19 protein-coding genes are annotated in these 22,333 nt (G+C 69.4%); 4 read left to right on the top strand and 15 right to left on the bottom strand.

Annotated elements, in window-relative coordinates; all coding sequences use genetic code 11:
* Window positions 1-113: 113 nt before the first annotated feature.
* The gene (locus ACIHIX_RS45730; protein WP_399966592.1) at window positions 114-1,601 is read right to left on the bottom strand and encodes a hypothetical protein; all 1,488 of its coding nucleotides are present in this window, start codon (window positions 1,599-1,601) and stop codon (window positions 114-116) included.
* Between the two features lie 433 nt (window positions 1,602-2,034).
* Between ACIHIX_RS45730 and ACIHIX_RS45725 the strand changes: the two genes are divergently transcribed.
* The gene (locus ACIHIX_RS45725; RefSeq protein WP_399966591.1) at window positions 2,035-2,700 is read left to right on the top strand and encodes a bifunctional DNA primase/polymerase; all 666 of its coding nucleotides are present in this window, start codon (window positions 2,035-2,037) and stop codon (window positions 2,698-2,700) included.
* 187 nt (window positions 2,701-2,887) lie between these two features.
* Here ACIHIX_RS45725 and ftsY read toward each other — a convergent pair whose 3' ends face one another.
* A complete protein-coding gene (ftsY, locus tag ACIHIX_RS45720) occupies window positions 2,888-4,099 on the bottom strand; it encodes a signal recognition particle-docking protein FtsY (protein WP_399966590.1) in 1,212 nt (403 codons plus the stop codon).
* A 188-nt stretch (window positions 4,100-4,287) separates the two neighbouring features.
* On the opposite strand from ftsY, the gene ACIHIX_RS45715 reads away from it, so the two are divergent.
* Complete coding sequence (locus tag ACIHIX_RS45715) at window positions 4,288-5,259, top strand: LLM class flavin-dependent oxidoreductase (RefSeq protein WP_399966589.1); 972 nt, start codon at window positions 4,288-4,290, stop codon at window positions 5,257-5,259.
* 119 nt (window positions 5,260-5,378) lie between these two features.
* On the opposite strand, the gene ACIHIX_RS45710 is transcribed toward ACIHIX_RS45715, so the two are convergent.
* The 4 genes from ACIHIX_RS45710 to ACIHIX_RS45695 form a co-directional block, all read right to left on the bottom strand.
* Window positions 5,379-6,797 carry a sugar porter family MFS transporter gene (locus ACIHIX_RS45710; protein WP_399966588.1) on the bottom strand — a complete coding sequence of 473 codons (1,419 nt, stop codon included), beginning with the start codon at window positions 6,795-6,797 and terminating at the stop codon, window positions 5,379-5,381.
* A gap of 165 nt (window positions 6,798-6,962) precedes the next feature.
* On the bottom strand, window positions 6,963-10,547 hold the full coding sequence (gene smc, locus ACIHIX_RS45705; protein ID WP_399966587.1) for a chromosome segregation protein SMC: 3,585 nt from the start codon (window positions 10,545-10,547) through the stop codon (window positions 6,963-6,965).
* Window positions 10,548-10,763: 216 nt separating this feature from the next.
* A complete protein-coding gene (locus tag ACIHIX_RS45700; protein ID WP_037649730.1) occupies window positions 10,764-10,967 on the bottom strand; it encodes a hypothetical protein in 204 nt (67 codons plus the stop codon).
* 383 nt (window positions 10,968-11,350) lie between these two features.
* Window positions 11,351-11,632: an acylphosphatase gene (locus ACIHIX_RS45695; protein ID WP_399966586.1), complete on the bottom strand. Its 282-nt coding sequence runs from the start codon at window positions 11,630-11,632 to the stop codon at window positions 11,351-11,353.
* A 173-nt stretch (window positions 11,633-11,805) separates the two neighbouring features.
* On the opposite strand from ACIHIX_RS45695, the gene ACIHIX_RS45690 reads away from it, so the two are divergent.
* Complete coding sequence (locus tag ACIHIX_RS45690) at window positions 11,806-12,999, top strand: CAP domain-containing protein (RefSeq protein ID WP_399966585.1); 1,194 nt, start codon at window positions 11,806-11,808, stop codon at window positions 12,997-12,999.
* Window positions 13,000-13,067: 68 nt separating this feature from the next.
* Here the strand turns inward: ACIHIX_RS45690 and ACIHIX_RS45685 are convergent, their stop codons facing one another.
* Window positions 13,068-13,658: a flavodoxin family protein gene (locus ACIHIX_RS45685; RefSeq protein ID WP_399966584.1), complete on the bottom strand. Its 591-nt coding sequence runs from the start codon at window positions 13,656-13,658 to the stop codon at window positions 13,068-13,070.
* 108 nt (window positions 13,659-13,766) lie between these two features.
* Between ACIHIX_RS45685 and ACIHIX_RS45680 the strand changes: the two genes are divergently transcribed.
* Window positions 13,767-14,174: a winged helix-turn-helix transcriptional regulator gene (locus ACIHIX_RS45680; RefSeq protein ID WP_399966583.1), complete on the top strand. Its 408-nt coding sequence runs from the start codon at window positions 13,767-13,769 to the stop codon at window positions 14,172-14,174.
* On the opposite strand, the gene mutM is transcribed toward ACIHIX_RS45680, so the two are convergent.
* The 8 genes from mutM to ACIHIX_RS45640 form a co-directional block, all read right to left on the bottom strand.
* Window positions 14,147-15,007 (bottom strand): bifunctional DNA-formamidopyrimidine glycosylase/DNA-(apurinic or apyrimidinic site) lyase, encoded by an 861-nt coding sequence (gene mutM / locus ACIHIX_RS45675; protein ID WP_399966582.1) that lies wholly within the window; start codon window positions 15,005-15,007, stop codon window positions 14,147-14,149. The two genes, ACIHIX_RS45680 and mutM, sit on opposite strands and share 28 nt — an antisense overlap.
* A gap of 82 nt (window positions 15,008-15,089) precedes the next feature.
* Entirely contained in the window at window positions 15,090-15,893 is an 804-nt protein-coding gene (gene rnc / locus ACIHIX_RS45670; RefSeq protein ID WP_399966581.1) for a ribonuclease III, read from the bottom strand.
* Window positions 15,894-15,900: 7 nt separating this feature from the next.
* On the bottom strand, window positions 15,901-16,074 hold the full coding sequence (gene rpmF, locus ACIHIX_RS45665; protein ID WP_007493396.1) for a 50S ribosomal protein L32: 174 nt from the start codon (window positions 16,072-16,074) through the stop codon (window positions 15,901-15,903).
* A 2-nt stretch (window positions 16,075-16,076) separates the two neighbouring features.
* Entirely contained in the window at window positions 16,077-16,730 is a 654-nt protein-coding gene (locus ACIHIX_RS45660) for a YceD family protein (RefSeq protein WP_399966580.1), read from the bottom strand.
* A 153-nt stretch (window positions 16,731-16,883) separates the two neighbouring features.
* Window positions 16,884-17,927 (bottom strand): cell division initiation protein, encoded by a 1,044-nt coding sequence (locus tag ACIHIX_RS45655; RefSeq protein WP_399966579.1) that lies wholly within the window; start codon window positions 17,925-17,927, stop codon window positions 16,884-16,886.
* Between the two features lie 57 nt (window positions 17,928-17,984).
* Complete coding sequence (gene coaD / locus ACIHIX_RS45650; RefSeq protein ID WP_399966598.1) at window positions 17,985-18,464, bottom strand: pantetheine-phosphate adenylyltransferase; 480 nt, start codon at window positions 18,462-18,464, stop codon at window positions 17,985-17,987.
* A 26-nt stretch (window positions 18,465-18,490) separates the two neighbouring features.
* The gene (gene rsmD, locus ACIHIX_RS45645) at window positions 18,491-19,078 is read right to left on the bottom strand and encodes a 16S rRNA (guanine(966)-N(2))-methyltransferase RsmD (RefSeq protein ID WP_399966578.1); all 588 of its coding nucleotides are present in this window, start codon (window positions 19,076-19,078) and stop codon (window positions 18,491-18,493) included.
* A gap of 51 nt (window positions 19,079-19,129) precedes the next feature.
* Window positions 19,130-22,198 carry a helicase-related protein gene (locus ACIHIX_RS45640; protein ID WP_399966577.1) on the bottom strand — a complete coding sequence of 1,023 codons (3,069 nt, stop codon included), beginning with the start codon at window positions 22,196-22,198 and terminating at the stop codon, window positions 19,130-19,132.
* Between the last annotated feature and the right edge of the window lie 135 nt (window positions 22,199-22,333).

The following is a 22,333-nucleotide window of genomic DNA, read 5'->3' as shown; positions in this document are numbered from 1 at the left end:
CGCAACCTTCGATGAAGGGAAAGGAACCGGCCGCGGCGGCCTTCCGATGACCTGGCATGGGGGAGCCGAGTCGGGCAGTTCGGGAGGGCCGCCGCGGCCGGGGTTCAGGGAATTCAGACGGCCTCGGCCGTCTCCGGCAGCTCGATGGCGAGCTTGTCGGTGAGATCCACTACCTCGGCGAGTTCACCGAAATCGCGTACGGCCGTGTCGACCGTCTTTCGGATACGAGTGTTCACGCGCTCGGAGCGGACCTTCTTGGCGATGGCCATGGCCTCCTCGGCCAGCACCGCGCTGCGCTCGGGTTCCCGCTGGAGCAGGTGCACGGTGGCCATGCCGATCAGGTTGAGTGCGTACGACCGCTGGTGTTCCTGGTCCTTGGCGAAGAGCTCGACGGCCCGCCGCATCAGGGGCTCGGCCAGGGAGGCGTACGTCGGGCTGCGGCCGGCGACATAGGCGAGGTCGCGGTAGGAGTGGGAGTTCTCGCCGTACAGCTCGGCCTCGGAGAAGAAGCGGATCCAGTCAGGGTCCGGCTCGTCCCACTCGTCGGCATCGGAGAAGGTGTCCTCGGCCATCCGGACGGCACGCTTGCACTTGCCGGGCTGCCCCATATTGGCGTACGCGCGGGCCTCCATCGCATACAGCATCGACTGGGTCCGCGGACTCGCGCAGTCCCGGCTGCCGTACTGCGCGAGATGGATCAGCTCCAGAGCGTCGTCGGGCCGGCCGAGGTGGATCATCTGGCGGCTCATGCTGGAGAGGACGTACGAGCCGAGCGGCTTGTCGCCCGCCTCCTTGGCGGCGTGCAGCGCGAGGACGAAGTACTTCTGCGCGGTGGGCTGGAGTCCCACGTCGTACGACATCCAGCCCGCGAGCTCGGCCAGCTCGGCGGCGACCTTGAACAGCTTGCGGGTGGTGGACTCGGGCTGGGGTTCCTGGAGGAGGTCGGTCACCTCGTGCAGCTGGCCGACGACCGCCTTGCGGCGCAGGCCGCCGCCGCACTGGGCGTCCCACTGCCGGAACATCACGGTGGTGGACTCGAGGAGGTCCAGCTCGGGCCTGGAGAGCCGGCCGCCGCGCCGGGCCGAGGACTCGGGCTCGTGGTGCGCGGTGGACGGGGTGGGGACGAGCCAGCGCTGCATGGGCTCGATGAGGGACGGGCCCGCGGAGAGGGCCAGCGAGGTCCCGAGGAAGCCGCGCCGCGCCAGCATGAGGTCGCTGCGCGAGAACTCGCTGAGCAGGGCCACGGTCTGCGGGCCCGTCCAGGGCAGGTCGACCCCGGTCGCGGAGGGTGACTGGCGGGCGGCGCGCAGACCGAGGTCCTCGACCGAGACGACGCAGCCGAACCGCTCGGAGAACAGCTCCGACAGGATCCTGGGGATCGGCTCACGGGGGTTCTCGCCGTCCAGCCAGCGACGGACGCGCGAGGTGTCGGTCGAGATGTGGTTGGCGCCCAACTGGCGGGCCCGGCGGTTGACTTGGCGGGCGAGTTCGCCCTTCGACCAGCCGCTGCGCACGAACCAGGAGCCGAGCAGCTCATTGGGGCGCTTGTCGCCGTTCGCCGCGCTGCCGGCGCCCGTTCCGCTTCCGCCGTTGCCGCTCACTGGAACGCCCCCATCCCTGAGACCACTTGTCGCTGAGTGCGCCAAGCCCTATCAGAATGCCGGTAAATACGGCTTCCTGTCCGACAGTTGTCACCCTTCGAACGGGATATCGACTTGCCTCCGGCATACCCACGAGTGGATGCGCCCCCAGGCCTTGTGTACTCAAAGTAATCCTACGATCACCCCTCCAGCCATGGCGATCGCGGAAACGCCACCATTCGCCACCCCTTCGAATGAACTCACGGTCGCCCGCACGCGATTCACTTGACATAGGACGGCCGGGAGTGGGCGGAGCGGTGCACTCAGGGGCGCGCGGGACCGGGCGCACCACCCGGGGCGCATCCGGGCGCCGAGTGGACGGGTGCGGCACCACTCAGGTCACTTTCCGTACACGTCTCGTAACCACCGGTGTGCTGGACCCGTTGGAGGGGGCATGGGCTTCACGATCGGCAGCAGTCGAGGGATCCGCGACATCCGTTCCTCCTCGCGTCGCCGCGGCCGCTCGTCGGAGTGCACCGCCGTGGCCGAGTTCACCGGCTTGTGGGGCTGGGACGTGGTCCCGGGCGCCCGGGCCGCCGCCGGCGCGTGCTCCTGCGGGCACTCCGACTGCCGGGCACCGGGCGCGCATCCACTGGACTTCGCCCCGGAGGTGCCCGCGGGCGCGACGCTGGACGAAGTGACCGGCGCCTGGGGCGAGTTCCCGGGCGCCGCGGTGATGCTGCCGGTCGGCCGCGCCTTCGACGTGATCGAGGTGGCCGAGCCCGCCGGGCACCGCGCGCTGGTCCGCCTGGAGCGCATGGGCCTGCCCCTCGGCCCGGTGACCGCCACCCCGGACGGCCGCGCCCACTTCTTCGTCGCCCCGGGCGCCGCCGCCGAGCTCCCGGAGCTCCTCTACCGCATGGGCTGGGACGACCCCACCTCCCTGGACCTGCGCGGCCTGGGCCCCGGCACCCACATCACGGCTCCCCCGTCCGACCGCGCCGGCCTGGGCCCGGTGCGCTGGCTGCGCCCACCGGCCCTGGACTCGGCGACGAAGCCACCGGCGGCGAGGCTGCTGCTGGGGACGCTGGCGTACGTGGCACACCGGTCGCGCGCCTAGGCCGTACACAGCGAAGTGCCCGCTCCCAACTGCACCTTGGGGGCGGGCACTTCTTCGCATACGGCTGGGCAGCGCGCCTAAGGGGCGCGGGGCTGTGTCGATTTTGCGGCTCCACCGCGTGGGCGCGACAAGCCCCGAAGGCGCCGCAGACGCTCGACGGCCTGTCCAGGCACTCCCAGTGGCGCGCTCAGTCGCCGATCAGCGCATCCACGAACGCCTCCGGCTCGAACGGCGCCAGGTCGTCCGCGCCCTCGCCCAGACCCACCAGCTTCACCGGCACCCCCAGTTCCCGCTGGACCGCGATGACGATGCCGCCCTTGGCCGTGCCGTCGAGCTTGGTGAGGACGATGCCGGTGATGTCGACGACCTCGGCGAAGACGCGCGCCTGCACCAGACCGTTCTGCCCGGTCGTCGCGTCCAGCACCAGCAGCACCTCGTCCAGCGGCGCCTGCTTCTCCACGACCCGCTTGACCTTGCCGAGCTCGTCCATGAGCCCGGTCTTGGTGTGCAGGCGCCCGGCGGTGTCGATCAGCACGACATCCGCACCGATCTCCTTGCCCTCCTTCACCGCGTCGAAGGCGATGGAGGCGGGGTCGCCGCCCTCGGGACCGCGCACGGTGTGGGCGCCGACCCGCTCGCCCCAGGTCTGGAGCTGGTCGGCTGCGGCGGCACGGAAGGTGTCCGCGGCGCCGAGCACGACGGACTGACCGTCGGCCACCAGGACACGGGCGAGCTTGCCGGTGGTCGTGGTCTTGCCGGTGCCGTTGACGCCGACGACCATGACGATGCCGGGCTTGCTGGCCTCGGGCTCGGTCCTGACCGTACGGTCGAAGTCGGTGCCGACCAGCTTCAGGAGCTCCTCGCGCAGCAGCGCGCGCAGTTCCTCGGGGGTACGGGTGCCGAGCACCTTCACCCGCTCACGCAGGCCCTCGACCAGTTCCTGGGTGGGGGCGACGCCGACGTCGGCGGTGAGGAGGGTGTCCTCGATCTCCTCCCAGGTGTCGTCGTCGAGGTGCTCGCGGGACAGCAGGGTCAGCAGGCCCTTGCCGAGCGCGTTCTGCGAGCGGGAGAGACGGGCGCGCAGCCGCACCAGGCGGCCGGCTGTGGGCTCCGGGACCTCGATCTCGGTCGGCGGGAGCTCTTCGACGACGGGCGGTTCCCCGACGGCGACCGGGGCGGTGCCGTCGGGCAGGTCCACCTCCTCTATCGTCCGGCGCGGTTCGTCGCGGGGCGTCTCGGCCTCGTCGCCGACGTGCGGCTCGGCCGGAGGGGCGGTGATGTCGGGTGCTGACGGAGGCGGCGGGGGCAGCGGCTTCTTACGTCGGCTGCCGACGACGAGCCCGCCGAGCACACCGAGCACGACCACGGCGATGACTACAGCAAGGATGACGGTTTCCATAACGGGTCCAGTATGCGTGACCCCGGGTACGGTCGGCCGTTGCCCGACAGGGGCCGCGCGCCTCCCGCGCCGGACCGGCCGGCCATCGGTTCCGTGCCGCCCGGCCGCGGTCGAGGGGCCCGCAAGACCATGGCCATCTGACACTCCGTCAGCTAACGTCCCCCACCACCGACTGAAGGGGGACCCCCATGCCCGTCACGGTCGTCCGCTTCAACCTCGTCGAGCCCGCCGCCACCCCCGCCTCGCTCCGCGCCCGCTACCAGGCCGCCCTGGAGATGGCCGCGTACGCCGACGACCACGGCGTCACCACCGTGCAGACCGAGGAGCACCACGGCGTCGCGAACAACTGGCTCCCCTCCCCCTTCGCCTTCGCGGGAGCCGTCTTCGGCGCCACCCGACGCATCGCGGTCACCGTCTCCGCGATCATCGGCCCGCTTCACGACCCGCTGCGGCTGGCCGAGGAGATCGCCGTACTGGACCTGCTGAGCGGCGGACGTCTGGTCACGGTCGCCGGGATCGGCTACCGGCCCGAGGAGTACGCGCTGTTCGACGTGGAGTGGAAGCGGCGCGGCAAACTCCAGGACGAGCTGCTGGAGACGCTGCTGAAGGCGTGGACCGGCGAGGAGTTCGTCCACCGGGGCCGTACGGTACGGGTCACCCCGCGCCCGTTCACCGACCCGCACCCCCTTCTCCTGGTCGGCGGCTCCTCGAAGGCCGCCGCCCGCCGGGCCGCCCGGCTCGGGCTGCCCTTCTTCCCCAGCGCGCATCTGCCGGAGCTGGAGGCGTACTACAAGGAGCGGCTCGTCGAGTACGGGACGGAGGGCTGGACGATGATGCCGGCCGCCGAGACCCCGTTGCTGCACATTGCCGAGGACCCGGAGGCGGTGTGGGCCGCGCACGGGGAGCACTTCCTGCACGAGGCACGGACGTACGCCTCCTGGCAGTCCGGGGACATCCGGTCGGCGGTGAGGTCGGCGGCGACGAGTGTGGACGAGCTGCGCGCCGAGGGCGTGTACCGGATCCTGACGCCGGACGCGTGTGTGGCGCAGGGCCTCGACAATCTCGTACTGCATCCGCTGGCGGGCGGGATGCCGGTCGCGGAGGGGTGGCGGAGTCTGCGGCTGTTCTGCGAGGACGTACTGCCGAGGCTCGGCGGCTGACCTCCGCGGCATGACACCGCCGCCCCGGCTCGGGCAGTGGCCGAGCCGGGGCGGCGGTGGCGGTTACGGGGAGACGGGCAGCGGGGTTGGGCCCGTCTCCCCGGGTTCGTGCGGGCCGCTCAGCCCATCTCCTCCAGCGCCTTGCCCTTCGTCTCCTTGACGTACTTGAGGACGAAGGGGATGGAGAGCGCGGCGAAGACCGTGTAGATCACGTAGGTCGCGGAGAGGTTCCAGTCGGCCAGCGACGGGAAGCTCGCGGTGATGGCCCAGTTGGCGATCCACTGCGCGGAGGCGGCGACGCCGAGCGCGGCGGCACGGATCCGGTTCGGGAACATCTCGCCGAGGAAGACCCAGACGACGACGCCCCAGGACAGCGCGAAGAAGAGGACGAAGACATGGGCCGCGATGAGGGCGGTCCAGCCCTGGGCGGCCGGGAGCTTGCCGTCGACCAGGTCGAAGGAGAACGCCCAGGCCTCCAGGCCGAGACCGATCACCATGCCGACGGAGCCGATGAGGGCCAGCGGCTTACGGCCGATGCGGTCGACGAAGATCATGGCGATCACGGTGCCGACGATGTTGATGATCGACGTCGTGAAGGAGTAGAAGAACGAGTCCGTCGGGTCGACGCCGACCGACTGCCACAGCGTCGAGGAGTAGTAGAACGCGACGTTGATGCCGACGAACTGCTGGAAGACCGACAGCCCGATACCGACCCAGACGATCGGCTTGAAGAAGAAGCTGCCGCCGAGCAGGTCCTTGAAGGTGGACTTGTGCTCGCTGCTCATGGCGTGCTCGATCTCGGCCACCCGGGCGTCGAGGTTCACCTTGTCGCCCTCGACCTCCTTGAGGATCTCGCGGGCGCGCTCGTGCTTGCCGACGGAGATGAGGAAGCGCGGGGACTCGGGGATGGCGAAGGAGAGCAGGCCGTAGAGGACGGCCGGGATCACCATGACGCCGAGCATGACCTGCCAGGCCTCCAGGCCCATCAGCTTGCCGCGCTGGTCGCCGCCGGCCGCGTTGAGCAGACCCCAGTTGACCAGCTGCGAGATGGCGATGCCGATGACGATCGCGGCCTGCTGGAAGGAACCGAGACGGCCGCGGTAGGCCGGCGGGGCGACCTCGGCGATGTAGGCGGGGCCGATCACGGAGGCCATGCCGATGGCGAAGCCGCCGACGATGCGCCAGAACGCGAGGTCCCAGAGCGCGAAGGGCAGCGCCGAGCCGACGGCGCTCACCGTGAAGAGCACGGCCGAGATCTGCATACAGCGGATCCGGCCGATGCGGTCGGCGATACGGCCCGCGGTCGCGGCGCCGATGGCGCAGCCGATCAGGGCGATGGCGATGACCTGCGCCAGCGCCGCCGAGCCGATGTCGTAACGGCCGCGGATGGCCTCGACAGCACCGTTGATCACGGAACTGTCGTAGCCGAACAGGAAACCGCCCATCGCGGCCGCCGCCGCGATGAAGATGACGTGCCCGAGATGATCGGGATGAGCCGTCCTGGCTCCTGACTTGGGTGGCTGCGCAGTGCTGGTCACGTTCAACTCCTAAGGCCATCGGCAACGCTGCCTGAAGGCAAGAACAACGATGCAGACCTTATGCCTTCAAGTTATGAAGTCAACACAGGTGGCGGTGTGAGAAAACAGGCACCGGTGAGGAGATTGAGTTCAAGGATTGAAGAAGTGAAGACCGGGTAGACGTGACTAGCGCAGCCGCTGGCTGATGACCTTCGAGACGCCGTCGCCCTGCATGGAGACGCCGTACAGCGCGTCGGCGACCTCCATCGTCCGCTTCTGGTGCGTGATCACGATGAGCTGCGAGGCCTCCTGCAACTCCTGCATGATCCGGATCAGCCGCTGAAGATTGGTGTCGTCGAGCGCGGCCTCGACCTCGTCCATCACATAGAACGGGCTCGGCCGTGCCTTGAAGATCGACACCAGCAACGCTACGGCCGTGAGGGAACGCTCGCCACCGGACAGCAGGCTGAGCCGCTTGACCTTCTTGCCCGGCGGGCGCGCCTCGACGTCCACACCCGTGGTGAGCATGTTGTCGGGATCGGTCAGGATCAACCGCCCCTCACCGCCCGGGAACAGCCGGCTGAAGACACCCTCGAACTCGCGGGCCGTGTCCCGGTACGCCTCGGTGAAGACCTGCTCGACGCGCTCGTCGACCTCCTTCACCACCTGGAGGAGATCGGCGCGGGTCTTCCTCAGGTCCTCCAGCTGCTCACTGAGGAACTTGTGCCGCTCCTCCAACGCCGCGAACTCCTCAAGCGCCAGCGGATTGACCTTGCCGAGCTGCTGGTACGCCCGCTCGGCCGCCTTGAGCCGCCGCTCCTGCTCCGCCCGGTGGAACTGCTTGGGCTGGTTGCGCGGATGCTCCGGGTCCTCCGGCAGCTCCTCGCCCTCGGCGGGCGGAGAGGGCGGTACGAGCTGATGCGGGCCGTACTCGGAGACCAGCCCCGCGGGCTCGACCCCCAGCTCCTCCAGCGCCTTGGTCTCCAGCTGCTCGATCCGCATCCGCTTCTCGGCGCCGAGAACCTCGCCGCGGTGCACGAAGTCGGTGAGCTTGTCGAGCTCGGCCTTCAGATCGCGGCCGCCGGCACGAGCGGCGGTGAGCTCCTGCTCCCGGCGGGCCTTGGCGGTCTCGGCGGCGGTCCGCTCCGCGTCGGCACGGGTCAGGGAGACCTCGACATGGGCCAGCAGTTGCCGCGCACCAAAAGCGACGGCCTCGGCGACCGCCGCCTCGTGCCGCAGCCGCGCCCGTCGCTGCTCGGCACGCGCGCGTGCGTCGCGCTCCGCGCGGGCGGCACGGTCGAGGGAGTCGGCGCGGCCGGCGAGACCCTTGACGCGCTCCTCGTGCGTACGGACCTGGAGGCGGGCCTCCATCTCCGTCTGCCGCGCGTTGGCACCGTCGGCGGCGAGCCGGTCGCGCACGGCGGTGTCCGGCTCCTCCTCGACGGGCATCTCCTCGGCGACCGCGAGGCGTTCGGCGAGCTCTTCCACGTCCTGGAGCGCTTTGTCGAGCGCGTCCTGCGCCCGAGCCGCGGCCGCGGTCGACCGCTCGGCCTCACCGGCGGCGCCCCTCGCCTGCCCTGAGAGGCGGCCGAGCTGCTGGGCGACGGTGGACTTCTCCCGGTCTGCGGCTCGGCGTTGCTCTGCGAGCTGCTCGACGAGCGCGGTGCATTCCTTACGACGGTCCGCTGCCGTGTGCTGTGCCTCGGTGAGCGCCTCGCACCGGACGGCCAGTTCTTCCAGCTCCGCGGCTGCCTCGTCCACGGATGCCTGTACTTCGAGGAGGCTGGGGGCGCCGGCGGAGCCGCCGTGGGCGAAGTGGGCGGCGAGCAGGTCGCCTTCGGCGGTGACCGCGGTGAGGTGGGGGTTGGCGTACACGAGGTCTTCGGCGTCTTCGAGGGTGCTGACGACGACGATGCCGTGGAGGAGACGTTTTACCGCCGACATGAGGTCGGAAGGGCCGCGGACGAAATCGGATGCGTTGGGTTGTGTGGCGGCTGCGGGTCCGTCGTGGCTGGTCGCGCAGTTCCCCGCGCCCCTCAACGGCATGTCCGGGGACCCTGCCAAGAGGAGTGACGCACGTCCACCGTCCTGCTTGCGCAGGAGGCGGATCGCATCTGCCGCCGCTGACGGGGACGTCACCGCCACTGCGTCCGCTGCCGCGCCGAATGCCGCCGCCAGCGCCACCTCGTAGCCCGGTGTCACCGTCAACAGCTCCGCCGCAGGGCCCAGCAAGCCGGTGAGGCGGTCCTTCGCGCCCAGCAGTATGCCCGTCCCGTCCTTCCTGCGCAGGCCCAGCGCCAGCGCCTCGTGCCGCGCCTGGGTCGCCGCGCGCTTCCGCTCCGCCGCCGTCGCCGCCTCCCGCGCGGCTGTCAGCGTTGCCTCTGCCTCAGCAAGGGCCGCTTTCGCCGCGTCATGTTGCTCCGCGAGCTCCGCGTCTCCCGCGTCGAGGCCGTCGACCTCGGCCTTGAGGGCCTCGTACTCCTCCTGCGCGGTGACGGCCCGCTCCTGGGCCTCGTCCCGTGCCGCGGCCAGGCGGTCGATCTCGGCCTGGGCGGAGGCCGCGCGGGAACGGGCCGCGTTGACCTGGCCGTTGAGGCGGGCCAGGCCCTCGCGGCGGTCGGCGATGGCACGGGCCACGTCCTTCAGACGCCGTTCCTCGTCGGTCAGCGCGCGTTCCAGCTCGGCGCGGTGGGCGACCGTGTCCTCGAGTGCGTGCTCGGCCGCCTCCAGAGCCGCCTCCAGCTCGGCCTCCTGCTCCCGGATGCGGGCGGCCTCGCGCTCCATGTCCTCGGGGTCACGGCCCCGGCGTTCCTCGGGCGGGGCGGAGGTCGCGCTCTTCACGCGCGCGTCGGCGAGCGAGACGGTGCCGCGCACCCGCTCGGCGAGCTGGGAGAGTTCGTACCAGGTCTGCTGGGCGCGCTGGAGGCGTGGCGTGAGCTGCCGTACCTCGTCCTCCAGGAGCGCCTCGCGCTGGAGCGCCTTCTTCAGCTCCTGCTCGGCGGTCTCCTTGCGCTCCTTCAGCGCGGCCTCGTCGGCGACCTCGGTCTTGAGCGCCTCACGCAGTCGTACGAGGTCGTCGGCGAGCAGGCGCAGGCGGGCGTCGCGCAGGTCGGCCTGGATGACGGCGGCCCGCCGGGCCACCGCCGCCTGGCGGCCCAGTGGCTTGAGCTGCCTGCGGAGTTCGTCCGTGAGGTCCTGCACGCGCGCGAGGTTGGCCTGCATCGCGTCCAGCTTGCGGAGGGCCTTCTCCTTGCGCTTGCGGTGTTTGAGGACTCCGGCCGCCTCCTCGATGAAGGCGCGGCGGCCCATCGGGTCGGCGTGCAGGACGGAGTCGAGCTGGCCCTGGCCGACGATGACGTGCATCTCGCGGCCGATGCCGGAGTCGGAGAGAAGGTCCTGGATGTCGAGGAGCCGGCAGGTGTCGCCGTTGATCTGGTACTCGCTGCCGCCGTTGCGGAACATGATCCGCGTGATGGTGACCTCGGCGTACTCGATGGGCAGCGCCCCGTCGGAGTTGTCGATGGTCAGGGACACCTCGGCGCGGCCCAGCGGCGGACGCCCGGTGGTGCCGGCGAAGATGACGTCCTCCATCTTGCCGCCGCGCAGCGACTTGGCGCCCTGCTCGCCCATGACCCAGCTGAGGGCGTCGACGACGTTGGACTTGCCCGAGCCGTTCGGTCCCACGACACACGTGATGCCCGGCTCGAACCGGAGCGTGGTCGCCGAGGCGAACGACTTGAACCCGCGGAGGGTCAGGGCCTTGAGGTGCACGCCGCTGGACTCTACCCGCCGGGGTTGTCTCACTCCATGAACGTGCTGTTTCCCGCGGTTTCACCCATGAACGTGCAGGGCACATCAGACGTTAAAGAGAGTGAGGGAAGTGCGGGGGAAAGAAAGAAGGGACGCCGAAGCGTCCCTTGCAACTCTGACAACTTAGCGGTTGATACGGGCAGCCCAACCACTGCTTGTCGTGATGCGATGCAGTGATCAGGTGAGCGCAGGCTCCGCCTGGTGTGCGTCGATGCTCTCCAGAAGCGAGTCGTGAGAAGCGGCAGCCGCGAGCGCGTCGTTCTCGGCCTGGATCCGTACGAGCTCGGATTCCAGGTCCTGTACGCGCTGCTGGAGCCGTCGCATCTCGGCAATGAGTCGCGGGTCGGAGCCGCCGACGTAACCGAGAAGCGCCTTTGCCATGATGGATGGTCCTCCACACTGAGTGACCGACCGAAGCGGTGTGGGTCGTGAGGGATTCGCACCCGCGATGCTTGACACTGTTGAGTTCGTGCTGCCGTTCATCCATGCCAAACAGCTAAGGTGCGCGGGGTGCATTCAGCGTCTCACCAAAAAGTTTGACGGTCAACACGATCACGCCCCGTATTGGCGGGCAACCCGGGGGCGCGCGGCCTGGAAACGGCGGCGCAGCGACTCCTGCGGGGCCCTCGGGGCGTAGCGATCATCCTTAAGTGCGGAGCCTCCCAGGAAAAGCCGTTCTTGGCAACCACCAGGGCCTTTCTGCTTCGGGCAGCTGCCGGTGGCATGTCCCTCCGCTTCCACCAGGCGTGGTTTACAGAACCGGTTCAACGGATGGCGAAGCCGTCGTAACCCCCGCGGGGTGTGTCCCAGATCTCGGTGACACCGTCCACGCGTCCGGGCGTGTCGTCACCCAGAAGCCACTCGAGGAGCCCCTCGCACCCTTCGCGCGGGCCCTCGGCGACCACCTGGACCCGCCCGTCCCCCAAATTGAGAGCAAAACCACTCAGCCCACCGAGCTCCAGGGCCTTGGCCCGCGTGAACCAGCGGAAACCCACACCTTGGACGCGTCCACGCACCCAGGCGACCAGTCGTACATCCTCGCTCATGAGTGCAACCTAACCAACCAATGTCTCTCCGGACGCTCCCTCCCCTGGCGCCATGCGGTACCGTCCCCTGCCAATGAATCTCATACGAAACTCACTCGATCGTGTGAGTTTTGTGAGTTCGGTCCGACCGCCGGGGACGAGTCGGCCACAAAGGACGAGGAAGGCCAGGACACATGGGACGCCACCGACGCTCCGCCGCCGGCCGCGCCGCCACGGGCCGCGCCACGGGGGTCACGGAAACAGACGGCTCGTACACGGGCGGCTATGACCCGCAGCACTCGTACAACAGTGACCAGCAGGATCCGTACGGCATCGACCAGCAGCACGCGTACGGCATCGACCAGCAGTTCTCGTACGACTTCGAGGCCGACGCCCGGGGTCCGCACACGGGCGAATACCCCACGATGGGTATCGCGCCCTATCTGCAACCCGAGGCGCACTCCCGCAGCGAGGCCTATCTCTACGCGACGAACGACGAGTACGCCCGGACCAGCGGCACCGCCATGTTCCCGAGCGAGGGCTTCTCGCCGGACGACGGGCCGCGGCGCGGGGGCTCGCGGCGTCGGCGCAAGAAGCGGGTCGTGACGCCGGTCAAGACCGGTCTGCTCGGGGTCTCCGCCGCGGTCGCCATCGGCACCGTCGCGGTCGCCACCGGTGTGGTGCCCGGCCTCGACAACTACAAGCTCGGCGGCGGCAGCGGCGGCGACAAGGTGCAGGCCGCGGACACCCCGACCAACTCCGCGACCGAGCAGGGCGGCACGTCCGGCAGCGCCGACGACAGCCGGGAGGACGAGGCGGCCAGCCGCGGCGGCGACCGCACGGCCTCGCCGTCTCCGACCCCGTCCGCCTCGGCCTCGACGGCGGCGCCGACCAAGACGCCGAGCAAGGAACCGACGAAGACGCCGTCCAAGGAGCCGAAGGCGACTCCTACGCGGACGGCCACCAAGGCACCGCAGAACACCACCGCTCCGGGCATCACGGTGTCGGCCGAGGCGCAGGCCGAGGCCGAGGTGCTGAAGCTGGTGAACGAGGAGCGGGCGAAGGTGGGGTGCAGCGCGGTGTCCGCGAACAGCGCGCTGGGCGAGCTCGCCGAGGACTTCAGCGACGCCATGGCGGCCGAGGGCTTCTTCGACCACACCGACCCCAGCGGCAACACCCCCTGGGACCGGGCCGAGGCGGCCGGCATCAGCAACCTCGGCGGCGAGAACATAGCCAGGGGCCAGGCCGACGCGGCAGCGGTGATGGAGGCCTGGATGAACAGCCCGGGCCACAAGGCGAACATCCTGAACTGCGACTTCAAGACGCTGGGCGTGGGTGTTCACTTCGGGTCCGGCGGTCCTTGGTGGACGCAGGACTTCGGCTACTGAGCAGCGCGCGACACGAAGGGGCTCCCGTCCGGTGATCGGACGGGAGCCCCTTCGTGCTGCTTCGGCGCCTACGCGGCGACGGCGGTGCGGCCGTGCGCGAACACCTTCGCCGTCTCGGCCAGCCGGCGCCCCAGGTGCTCGGCCGTCGCCACGTCGGCCTTGTGGACGGCGTCCGGGCCCTCGTCCACGTTGGTCTGCGCGGCGGCACCCGCGAAGACGCCGAGGCGGTTGAGGTCGTGCTCGGATCCCTCGCTGTTGTTCCAGCCCGGGTGCAGACCGAGGTTGATCCAGTGCATGCCGTGCTGGGCGGCGAGGATCTGGAAGAACTGCAGGGTGTGCAGCTTGTCGCCGCTCTTGGAGCCTGAGTTGGTGAAGCCGGCGGCCAGCTTGTCCTTCCAGTCCTGTCCGAACCAGCGCTTCGAGGTCGCCTCGGCGAAGACGTGGAAGGGGCCGGACGCGGTGCCCATGTAGGTCGGGGAGCCGAAGACGATCGCGTCGGAGCCGTCGAGGACGGTCCATTGCTCCTCGGTGATCTCGGCGACGTTGATCAGATGCACCTCCGCTCCGGCCTCCTGCGCACCGGCGCGGACGGCCTCGGCGAGGACGGCGGTGTGGCCGTAGCCCGAGTGGTAGGCGATGGAGACAACGGGGGTGGTCACGATGGGTACTCCTGGGATGCGCAGGTCACTGACGATGAGGAAAGGAAAGCACTAACTTCTAGTTAGTGCAACCTACCGGTTAGCGCTGCGTTCGAGTACGCTTGAGGTATGGACATCACGCAGGAGCGCACGCCGGAGCAGGACCAGGACCTGGCTTTCGACGTGTTCGCCAAGGCCTGCCCGTCGCGGGGCACCCTGGAGCACATCACCGGCCGCTGGGGCGCACTCACGCTCGGCGCGCTGCACGAGGGCTCCCTGCGCTTCAACGAGCTGCGCCGTCGCGTCGACGGCGTGAGCGAGAAGATGCTGTCCCAGACCCTGCACGCGCTGGAGCGCGACGGCCTGGTGCACCGCGAGGCCCAGCCGACCAACCCGCCCCGCGTGGACTACGAACTGACGCCGCTGGGCCAGGAGATGGCCACGCGACTGCTCGGCCTCATCCACTTCCTGGAGGGCCGGATGGACGACGTGCTCGACGCACGTCAGCGCTACGACGAGACGCGCGGCGCCCTCTGACACTTCGGGCAGAAGTAGCTCGACCGGTTCATCCACGGCCGTCGGCGCATCGGCGTACCGCACCGCTTGCAGGGCAGGCCTTCACGGCCGTACGCGTCGAGCGAGCGGTCGAAGTAGCCGGACTCTCCATTGACGTTGACGTACAGGCTGTCGAAGCTGGTGCCGCCGACCGCGAGGGCCGCGTTCATCACATCCCTTACGTGGCCCAGGAGTTCGGCCGTGCGGGGGCGCGTGAAGCCGGCGGTCGGACGCTCGTAGTGGACGCGGGAGCGCCAAAGCGCCTCGTCCGCATAGATGTTGCCGACGCCGCTGATCAACGACTGGTCCAGCAGGGCCCGTTTGATGGTCGTGCGCTTGCGGCGCAGGGCCTGGTGGAAGGCCTCGTCGTCGAAGAGGGGGTCCAGGGGGTCGCGGGCGATGTGCGCGATGACGTCGGGCAGGCCGTCCTCGGTGTTGTCGTGCAACGACAGTCCGCCGAAGGTGCGTTGGTCGACGAAACGGAGCTCGGTGCCGAGACCGTCGGCGAAACGGACGCGGATGCGCAGGTGCTTCTCGTCCGGTGACTCGTGCGGCTGGACCAGGAGCTGTCCGCTCATGCCGAGATGCGCCAGGACCGATTGGCCGGTGTCCTCCAGGGGCAGCCACAGATACTTGCCGCGGCGGCTGGGGACACCGATGCGATGGCCCTTGAGACGGTGCGCGAAGTCATCGGCACCGGCGAGGTGACGGCGTACCGCACGCGGGTGCAGTACCTCGGCCTCGGCGACCGCGCGATGGGCGACCCACCGCTCCAGACCGCGCCGTACGACCTCGACCTCGGGCAACTCGGGCATGGGATCCCCCGTGACAAGCCGGTGTATGAACCAAGCGCCCGCCCCGGTGCGGGACGGGCGCTCGGTGTACTGCTCTGTTCGGTCAAGCGGAGGCGGACGCCTCATCGGCACCCGCGTCGGCCTCGGCGGCCTTCGCAGCAGCCTTGGCGCGCTCGTCCGCCGCGGCCCGGATGGACCGCCAGGCGGACTCGGCGGCCTGCTGCTCCGCCTCCTTCTTGCTGCGGCCGGTGCCGGTGCCGTACGAGACGCCTCCGACGCGGGCGGCAGCAGTGAAGGTCTTCTCGTGGTCGGGGCCGGTCTCCGAGACCTGGTACTCGGGCACGCCGAGTCCTTCGGTCGCGGTGAGCTCCTGGAGACTGGTCTTCCAGTCCAGGCCGGCACCGAGGTTGGAGGACTTCTCGATCAGGGGGTCGAAGAGCCGGTGGACGAGTTCGCCCGCCGCGTCCAGACCCTGGTCGAGATAGACCGCGCCGATCACCGCTTCGAGGGTGTCGGCGAGGATGGACGCCTTGTCCCGGCCGCCCGTGCCCTCTTCACCGCGGCCGAGCCGGATGAAGGAGCCAAGGTCGAGCCCACGGCCCACCTCCGCCAGCGCACGAGAGTTGACCACCGCGGCCCGCAACTTGGCCAGCTGGCCTTCGGGCAGGTCGGGGTGGGTGCGGTACAGCGTGTCGGTGACCACGAGGCCGAGCACGGAGTCCCCGAGGAACTCCAGCCGCTCGTTGGTCGGCAGACCGCCGTTCTCGTACGCGTAGGACCGGTGGGTCAGCGCACGCACCAGAAGGGCGGACTCGAGCTTGTACCCGAGCCGCCCTTCCAACAGCGTGTGGGACGAGGCCGTGGTCTCCGCAGAGTTCTTCTTCGGCGTGGACACAGTGCCTCTCACCAGCCGCTCAGACCTCGAGGACCTGGCGCTTGTTGTAGGTGCCGCAAGACGGGCACGCGATGTGCTGCAGCTTGGGCTCGTGGCAGCGCTCGCACGCAACCAGGGTGGGGACCGCAGCCTTCCACTGCGACCGGCGGTGGCGCGTGTTGCTGCGCGACATCTTCCGCTTCGGAACAGCCACGGCTACTTCTCCTGCTTCTCGTCGACGCCCGCTTCCGCTTCGGCGCCGCTCATCTCGTCCTTCTCGCCATCTTCGAGTGAACCGGCGAGTCCCTGCAGTGCCGCCCAACGGATGTCGACGGCGTCATGGTGGTGGTCCGGGTCGTCCGTGAGCCGCGCTCCGCATTGGGAGCACAGGCCCAGACAGTCGTCCTGGCACACCGGCTGCATCGGCAGGGCAAGCACCACCGCGTCACGCAGCACGGGTTCGAGGTCGAACAGGCCGTCCTCGAGATAGAGCCTGTCCTCGTCGTCCTCGGCGTCGTCGTCGGGCTCCGTCGCTTTCGCGCGGCCCCGCTCATCGGCGTCAGGGTACGAGAACATCTCCTGGAAGTCCGCTTCGAGAGTGAGCTCGAGCGGCTCCAGACACCTTACGCACTCCCCCTTCGCCTGTGCACGGGCGGTGCCTGTGACAAGCACCCCTTCCATGACCGACTCAAGGCGGAGTTCGAGCTCCACCGGGGCGCCTTCCGGCACTCCGATGACTCCCTGGATCCCGAGATCCTTGGGGGCGTCGATCTCACGGGTCAGGCGCTGCAGCGCACCAGGACGCCGCCCCAGCTCGTGCGTATCGAACACGAGAGGGTTGCGGTGGTCGAGGCGGGCGTTCAGAACCATTCCTGCTTTCGATCTTCGAGCTCAGAGGGACGCCGCCCTTCGGTGTTCCCGGGCAGCGTTGATCGCGGACGTACGCGCGACCGAAGAGCCAGGATACTGGACCTTTCGCTCACGGCCCAATCCGGTGGTCGGCGACCCGTCCCCGACCGGTGCTTACTGGCCGCGGCCCTGCTCGTACGCCCTCAGCTGCTCCGGCGTGATCATGCCGGTGTCGAAGAGGCTGGTCTCGTCGAGCGCGTACGCCTGCTGGGCCTGCGCGGCCTGCTGGGCCTGTCCGGCGTCGTAGGGGACCTGCTGGGCGTCGTAGCCCTGGTAGGCGTAGGGATCGGCCTGCTGGTAGCCGTACGGGTCCTGCTGCTGGGCGTAGGCCTGCTGCGGATAGCCGCCGTAGGTGTCCGTCTGCTGGTAGCCGTAGGCCGGCTGCTGGGCGTAGTCCGGCTGCTCGGCGGGGGCCGCCTGGGCCGCCGGGGTGTCCTGCTCGGCGAGGGCCGCGAGGTCGGCGAGGTAGTCGGCGTCGCTGGAGTGCTGGACGGTGGAGAGGTCGTCGGCGAGGGCGCCCAGGTCGTCGGTGGCGATCCGGCCGTGCAGCTTGGCGCGGCCCTTGCCGACGGCCTCCAGGGTCTTGGCGAGGACCGCCTCGAAGGCGCCGAGCTTGGTGTCGACGTAGGCGTCGGCGTCGCGGCGCAGGGTCTCGGGGTCGTGGCTGCGCTCGGGGGCGTCCTCGTCCTCGTAGCCCTGCTCGTCCAGGCCCGGTCCGGTGCCGAGGAGCTTCTCGCGGCCGCGGCCGACCGAGCCGAGGGTCTTGGTGAGGACGACCTCGAAGTTGGCGAGCTTGGAGTCGACGTAGTCGTCGGCCTCGGCGCGGACCTCCTCGGCCTCCCTGCGGGCCTCGTTCAGGATCCGGTCGGCCTCGGCCTGCGAGCGGCGGGCCACCTCGGTGTCGGAGATCAGCGAGCCGCGCTCGGCATGCGCGCCGGAGATGATCCGCTCGGCCTCCTGGCGGGCCTGCTCGACCATCGAGTCACGGTCGCCGATCAGCACCTGCGCCTGGGCGAGGGAGTCGGGCAGGGCCGCCCGGACCTCCTCCAGCATCGCGAGCAGTTCGGCGCGGTTGACCACGCACGAGGCCGACATGGGCATCGACCGGGCGCCGGAGACCGAGGCGACGATCTCGTCGAGCTTCTTCTGCACGTCCACCTGTGCTCGCCACTCTCTACAGCTGTGTTGGAGACGGACGGGACGACTGTAGCCCCATCAGTCCTTGTGCAGGCGCTCGTTGAGGGCGTCCAGGACGACCGGCGGCACCAGGTGGGCGATGTCGCCGCCCCAGGTCGCGACCTCCTTGACGAGGGAGGAGGACAGGAAGCTGTAGGTGGGGTTGGTGGGGACGAACAGGGTCTCCACGCCCGAGAGGCCGTTGTTCATCTGGGCCATCTGCAGCTCGTAGTCGAAGTCGCTCACCGCGCGCAGGCCCTTGACGATCGCGGGGATGTCGCGCTGCTTGCAGTAGTCGACGAGAAGTCCGTGGAAGGCCTCGACCTTCACGTTGCCGTACTCGGCGGTGACCTGGCGGATCAGATCGATCCGCTCGTCGATCTCGAACAGGCCCTTCTTGGACTTGTTGATCATGACCGCGACGTAGACCTCGTCGTACAGACGGGAGGCGCGGGAAATGATGTCGAGATGTCCGTTGGTGATCGGGTCGAACGACCCGGGACAGACGGCGCGGCGCACTTGAGCTCCCTCGCTCTCCGGTCCGGTCATCGTGCGTCTTCGCACGTAGAGGCGGCGCGACCGTACCAAAACGTTCCCTCGCCGTAGCGACGGGACCGGAGCGCTTCGAAACCCTCCGGCCATCCGAATTCACCGCCTCTGGTGCTGCGCTCCACGGTGACGAGCGCGTCCGCCGCGAGCCAGCCCCCCGAGCGGAGTGTGAGGAGAATCTCCCGAAGATCGTGATCTGTGACTCGGTACGGCGGGTCCAGGAAGACGATGTCGTACGGCTCGGCCGGCGCCGGTTGCTGGACGATCTGCTCCGCTTTGCCCGCCCGGACCTCGGCGCCGGGGAGGGCGATCGCTTTCACGTTCTCCCGGATGATCCGGGCGGCTCTCACGTCCGCCTCCACGAGGAGGGTGTGGCTCGCGCCGCGGGAGAGGGCTTCGAGGCCGACCGCGCCTGATCCGGCGTAGAGGTCGAGGACTCGTTCGCCGTCCAGCGGGCCGCCCAGGAGGGACTGCCAGGTGGAGAAGAGACCTTCGCGTGCGCGGTCGGAGGTGGGGCGGGTTCCGTTTCCTGGGGGTACGGCCAGGCGACGTCCACCGGCTGTCCCGGCGATCACGCGAGTCATCTTCGGTCCTTGTTCGGGGATGGGGATGGGGATGGGGATGGGTTCAGTTTCTCAGCCCTTCTCCAAGTACTGCTCCCTCTCGTCGTCCAAGAGGGCGTCCAGAGCCGTGCGCAGAGCCGGGAGGTTCTCCAGCTCCGGGTCCGCCTCCACCACCGCCACCGCCTCCTCCCGCGCCTCCGCGATGACCTCCTCGTCCTCGATGACGGCGAGGACCTTCAGGGAGGTGCGGGCGCCGGACTGGGCCTGGCCGAGGACGTCGCCCTCGCGGCGTTGTTCGAGGTCGATGCGGGAGAGTTCGAAGCCGTCCAGGGTCGAGGCCACCGCGTTCAGGCGCTGGCGGGCGGCGCTGGCCTCCGGCATCTCGGTCACCAGGAGGCAGAGGCCCGCCGCCGAGCCCCGGCCCACCCGGCCGCGGAGCTGGTGGAGCTGGGAGACGCCGAAGCGGTCGGCGTCCATGATCACCATCGCGGTGGCGTTGGGGACGTTGACGCCGACCTCGATGACCGTGGTGGCGACCAGGACATGGGTCTCGCCGGCGGCGAAGCGGCGCATGACCGCGTCCTTGTCGTCGGGGTGCATACGGCCGTGCAGGACCTCGACCCGCAGCCCGCTCAGCGGGCCCTTGGTGAGCTGGTCGGCGATCTCCAGGACGGCCAGTGGCGGGCGCTTCTCGGCCTCGTCCTCGGCGGACTTGCGGGCCTTCTTGGGGTCGGCGGGTTCGTCGATGGCGTCGCCGATGCGGGGGCAGACGACGTACGCCTGATGGCCGTTCTCCACCTCCTCGCGCACCCGCTCCCAGGCGCGGGCGAGGAAATGGGGCTTGTCGGCGGCCGGGACGACATGGCTGGCGATCGGGGAGCGGCCCGCCGGGAGCTGGTCGAGGACCGAGGTCTCCAGGTCGCCGAAGACCGTCATCGCGACCGTGCGCGGAATGGGCGTGGCCGTCATGACGAGGAGGTGCGGGGGCTGTTTGCCCTTGCCCCGCAGGGCGTCGCGCTGCTCGACGCCGAAGCGGTGCTGTTCGTCGACGACGACGAGGCCGAGGTCGTGGAACTGGACCTTGTCCTCGATCAGCGCGTGGGTGCCGATGACGATGCCGGCGTCCGCGGTGACCAGGTCGAGCAGCGCCTGGCGGCGGGCAGCGGTGCCCATCGAGCCGGTCAGCAGGACCACCTTGGTGGCGTGCTCGGAACCACCCAGCATTCCGCCCTCGGCGAGGTCGCCCATCATCTCGACGATCGAGCGGTGGTGCTGCTGGGCGAGGACTTCGGTGGGGGCGAGCATGGCGGCCTGACCACCGGCGTCGACCGTGGCGAGCATCGCGCGGAGGGCGACCATCGTGTTGTGTGTGACAGTGAAGTTGTCGGTGACGTAGGCATGGCTCGGGTGGGCGACGCTGATGCACTGGACGGGCTTTCGCCCCACGTGTTCCACCGCACGGATTCCCCGCCGGAAGGTGTCGTACCTGGGGCGCGAACGCACCTGCTCGGCTTTACGGGTCAGCCTGAAGGGTGCGTAGTCGTCCGGCAGAGCCACCGAGACGTTGAAGGCGGCCTTCTTCGGAAGGACTGTTGCACGGCCACCCAGCGAGCGGACAAGCCATGCGACGTCTTCAGCGAGCCTCCGCGAGGCTGAACAGAGCGAGATGCTCAGGCCGTCCTTGCCGACGGTGCCATCGGTGTCCAGAAGGCCTTGCAGCAGCGCGAGACGGTTCTTGATCGATGTGTTCTTGAACTCGTCGGGAACGAATTTCCCGTGCGACATCTCGTCGTCCACGGTCGCCAGCCGTAGGTGGTGCCGGACTGATCCGTCTCCCAAGAGGAGACCGAACAGGTACGGATCGAGGGGCAACCCCGAGTCATCTCCGAGATCAACCGGGTCAGCTGTCGGGAGATACCACTTCGAAGATCCGTTGGCTTTGAAGGCATCCAGCCGGATCTCCCGAGTCGTCATGACCTTGGGAGCTTGGCCTCGGTCCCATCCACGACTCGTACCAACGATCCAGAGGTGCTCGTCGTCGCACTCGACGGAGCTCCCGTCGGACAGGATCAGGCGCCAGACCTCTCGCTCTCCTTGCGGGTACACACCATCGATCAGCGCGATGTCCCCGTCCGGCACGACGATCTCGTCCCCGACCCTCAGGTCCCCCATGGGACGAAAACCGACAGGGGTGAGCACCAGGGAATCAAGAGGCTGAGCTTTGCCCGAACCGACCTCTCCTTGCAGCAACCGGTGCATCGGATGCTCTGTCGCCAGGTCGTCGAAGATCTCCTTGGAGACCTTCTGCTGGCCCTCGGTGAGGGTGAAGGGGAGGCGGTCGTCGAAGGCCGTGAGGAGGCCGTTCGGCTTGGGTCTGCGGGCGACCGCGGGGAGTTGGGCGTCGGCGTGGCGGCGGCGGGCGAGGGCGACCTGGAGGACGAAGGCCTCGTCCCACTTGAGGCGGGAGCGGGCGTCGTCGATGTCGGCCTTGGTGTGCGGGCGGTGGATCTTGAGGAGGGCCTCGGGAAGGGAGACCAGACCGCGGCCCTCGCGCAGGGAGTCCGGGAGGGGGTCGACGGCCTCCTGGGCGCTGGGCAGGACCGTCTGGATCGCCTTGCCGATCTTCCAGGACTCCAGCTTGGCCGTGGCGGGGTAGAGGGGGATGAGGGCGCCGGCCCAGGTCTCGACCGTCTCTTCCGCGTCGCCGCGCAGCAACTCGTATGCCGGGTGCGCCAGTTGGAGGCGGCGGTTGAAGACGGAGACCTTGCCCGCGAACATCGCGCGGGTGCCCGGCAGGAGTTCCTTGTGCGGCTTGTGGACACCGGCGCCGAAGAAGACCAGCTGGAGACGGCCGTTGCCGTCCGTGATGGTGACTTCGAGGCGCTGGCCCTTGCCGCGCGGGGCCTTGCTGGAGGCGAAGGTGTGCAGGCGGGCGTCGGCGACCATCGCCACCACCGTGACGTGCTCGTCCATGGGGAGGTCGGCCAGGTGGGTGAGCTGGCCCCGCTCCTCGTATCTGCGCGGGTAGTGGTGCAGAAGATCGCCGACGGTGTGCAGGCCGAGATGCTCGGCCATCACCTTCGCGGTGGGTGGTCCGAGCACCTTTTTCAGTGGTTCTTCGAGCGCGGGCACGAGATCCATTGCACACCACCCCACTGACAAAGCCGTATACGTCTTGCGAAACCCCTGGTCAGGCGGGCTGTTCCGGCTTTAGGATGACGCGCCTCCGGCCATCCCTCCGCGGTCACCGCCCCACCGGGACCGCCCGACCCCGCG

The organism is Streptomyces sp. NPDC051913 (assembly GCF_044593635.1).
In the GTDB taxonomy this organism is placed as follows: domain Bacteria; phylum Actinomycetota; class Actinomycetes; order Streptomycetales; family Streptomycetaceae; genus Streptomyces.
Note: the sequence above shows the minus strand (reverse complement) of the source record. Positions and strands in the feature narration are given on the sequence as shown.

Bases quoted from the DNA above. Each gene is read 5' to 3' on its own strand.
- rsmD (WP_399966578.1), bottom strand. From the start codon at position 19,078: ATGACTCGCGTGATCGCCGGGACAGCCGGTGGACGTCGCCTGGCCGTA.
- ACIHIX_RS45695 (WP_399966586.1), bottom strand. From the start codon at position 11,632: ATGAGCGAGGATGTACGACTGGTCGCCTGGGTGCGTGGACGCGTCCAA.
- ACIHIX_RS45715 (WP_399966589.1), top strand. From the start codon at position 4,288: ATGCCCGTCACGGTCGTCCGCTTCAACCTCGTCGAGCCCGCCGCCACC.
- ACIHIX_RS45700 (WP_037649730.1), bottom strand. From the start codon at position 10,967: ATGGCAAAGGCGCTTCTCGGTTACGTCGGCGGCTCCGACCCGCGACTC.
- ACIHIX_RS45660 (WP_399966580.1), bottom strand. From the start codon at position 16,730: ATGGTTCTGAACGCCCGCCTCGACCACCGCAACCCTCTCGTGTTCGAT.
- ACIHIX_RS45680 (WP_399966583.1), top strand. From the start codon at position 13,767: ATGGACATCACGCAGGAGCGCACGCCGGAGCAGGACCAGGACCTGGCT.
- ACIHIX_RS45690 (WP_399966585.1), top strand. From the start codon at position 11,806: ATGGGACGCCACCGACGCTCCGCCGCCGGCCGCGCCGCCACGGGCCGC.
- ACIHIX_RS45640 (WP_399966577.1), bottom strand. From the start codon at position 22,198: ATGGATCTCGTGCCCGCGCTCGAAGAACCACTGAAAAAGGTGCTCGGA.
- mutM (WP_399966582.1), bottom strand. From the start codon at position 15,007: ATGCCCGAGTTGCCCGAGGTCGAGGTCGTACGGCGCGGTCTGGAGCGG.
- ACIHIX_RS45725 (WP_399966591.1), top strand. From the start codon at position 2,035: ATGGGCTTCACGATCGGCAGCAGTCGAGGGATCCGCGACATCCGTTCC.
- ftsY (WP_399966590.1), bottom strand. From the start codon at position 4,099: ATGGAAACCGTCATCCTTGCTGTAGTCATCGCCGTGGTCGTGCTCGGT.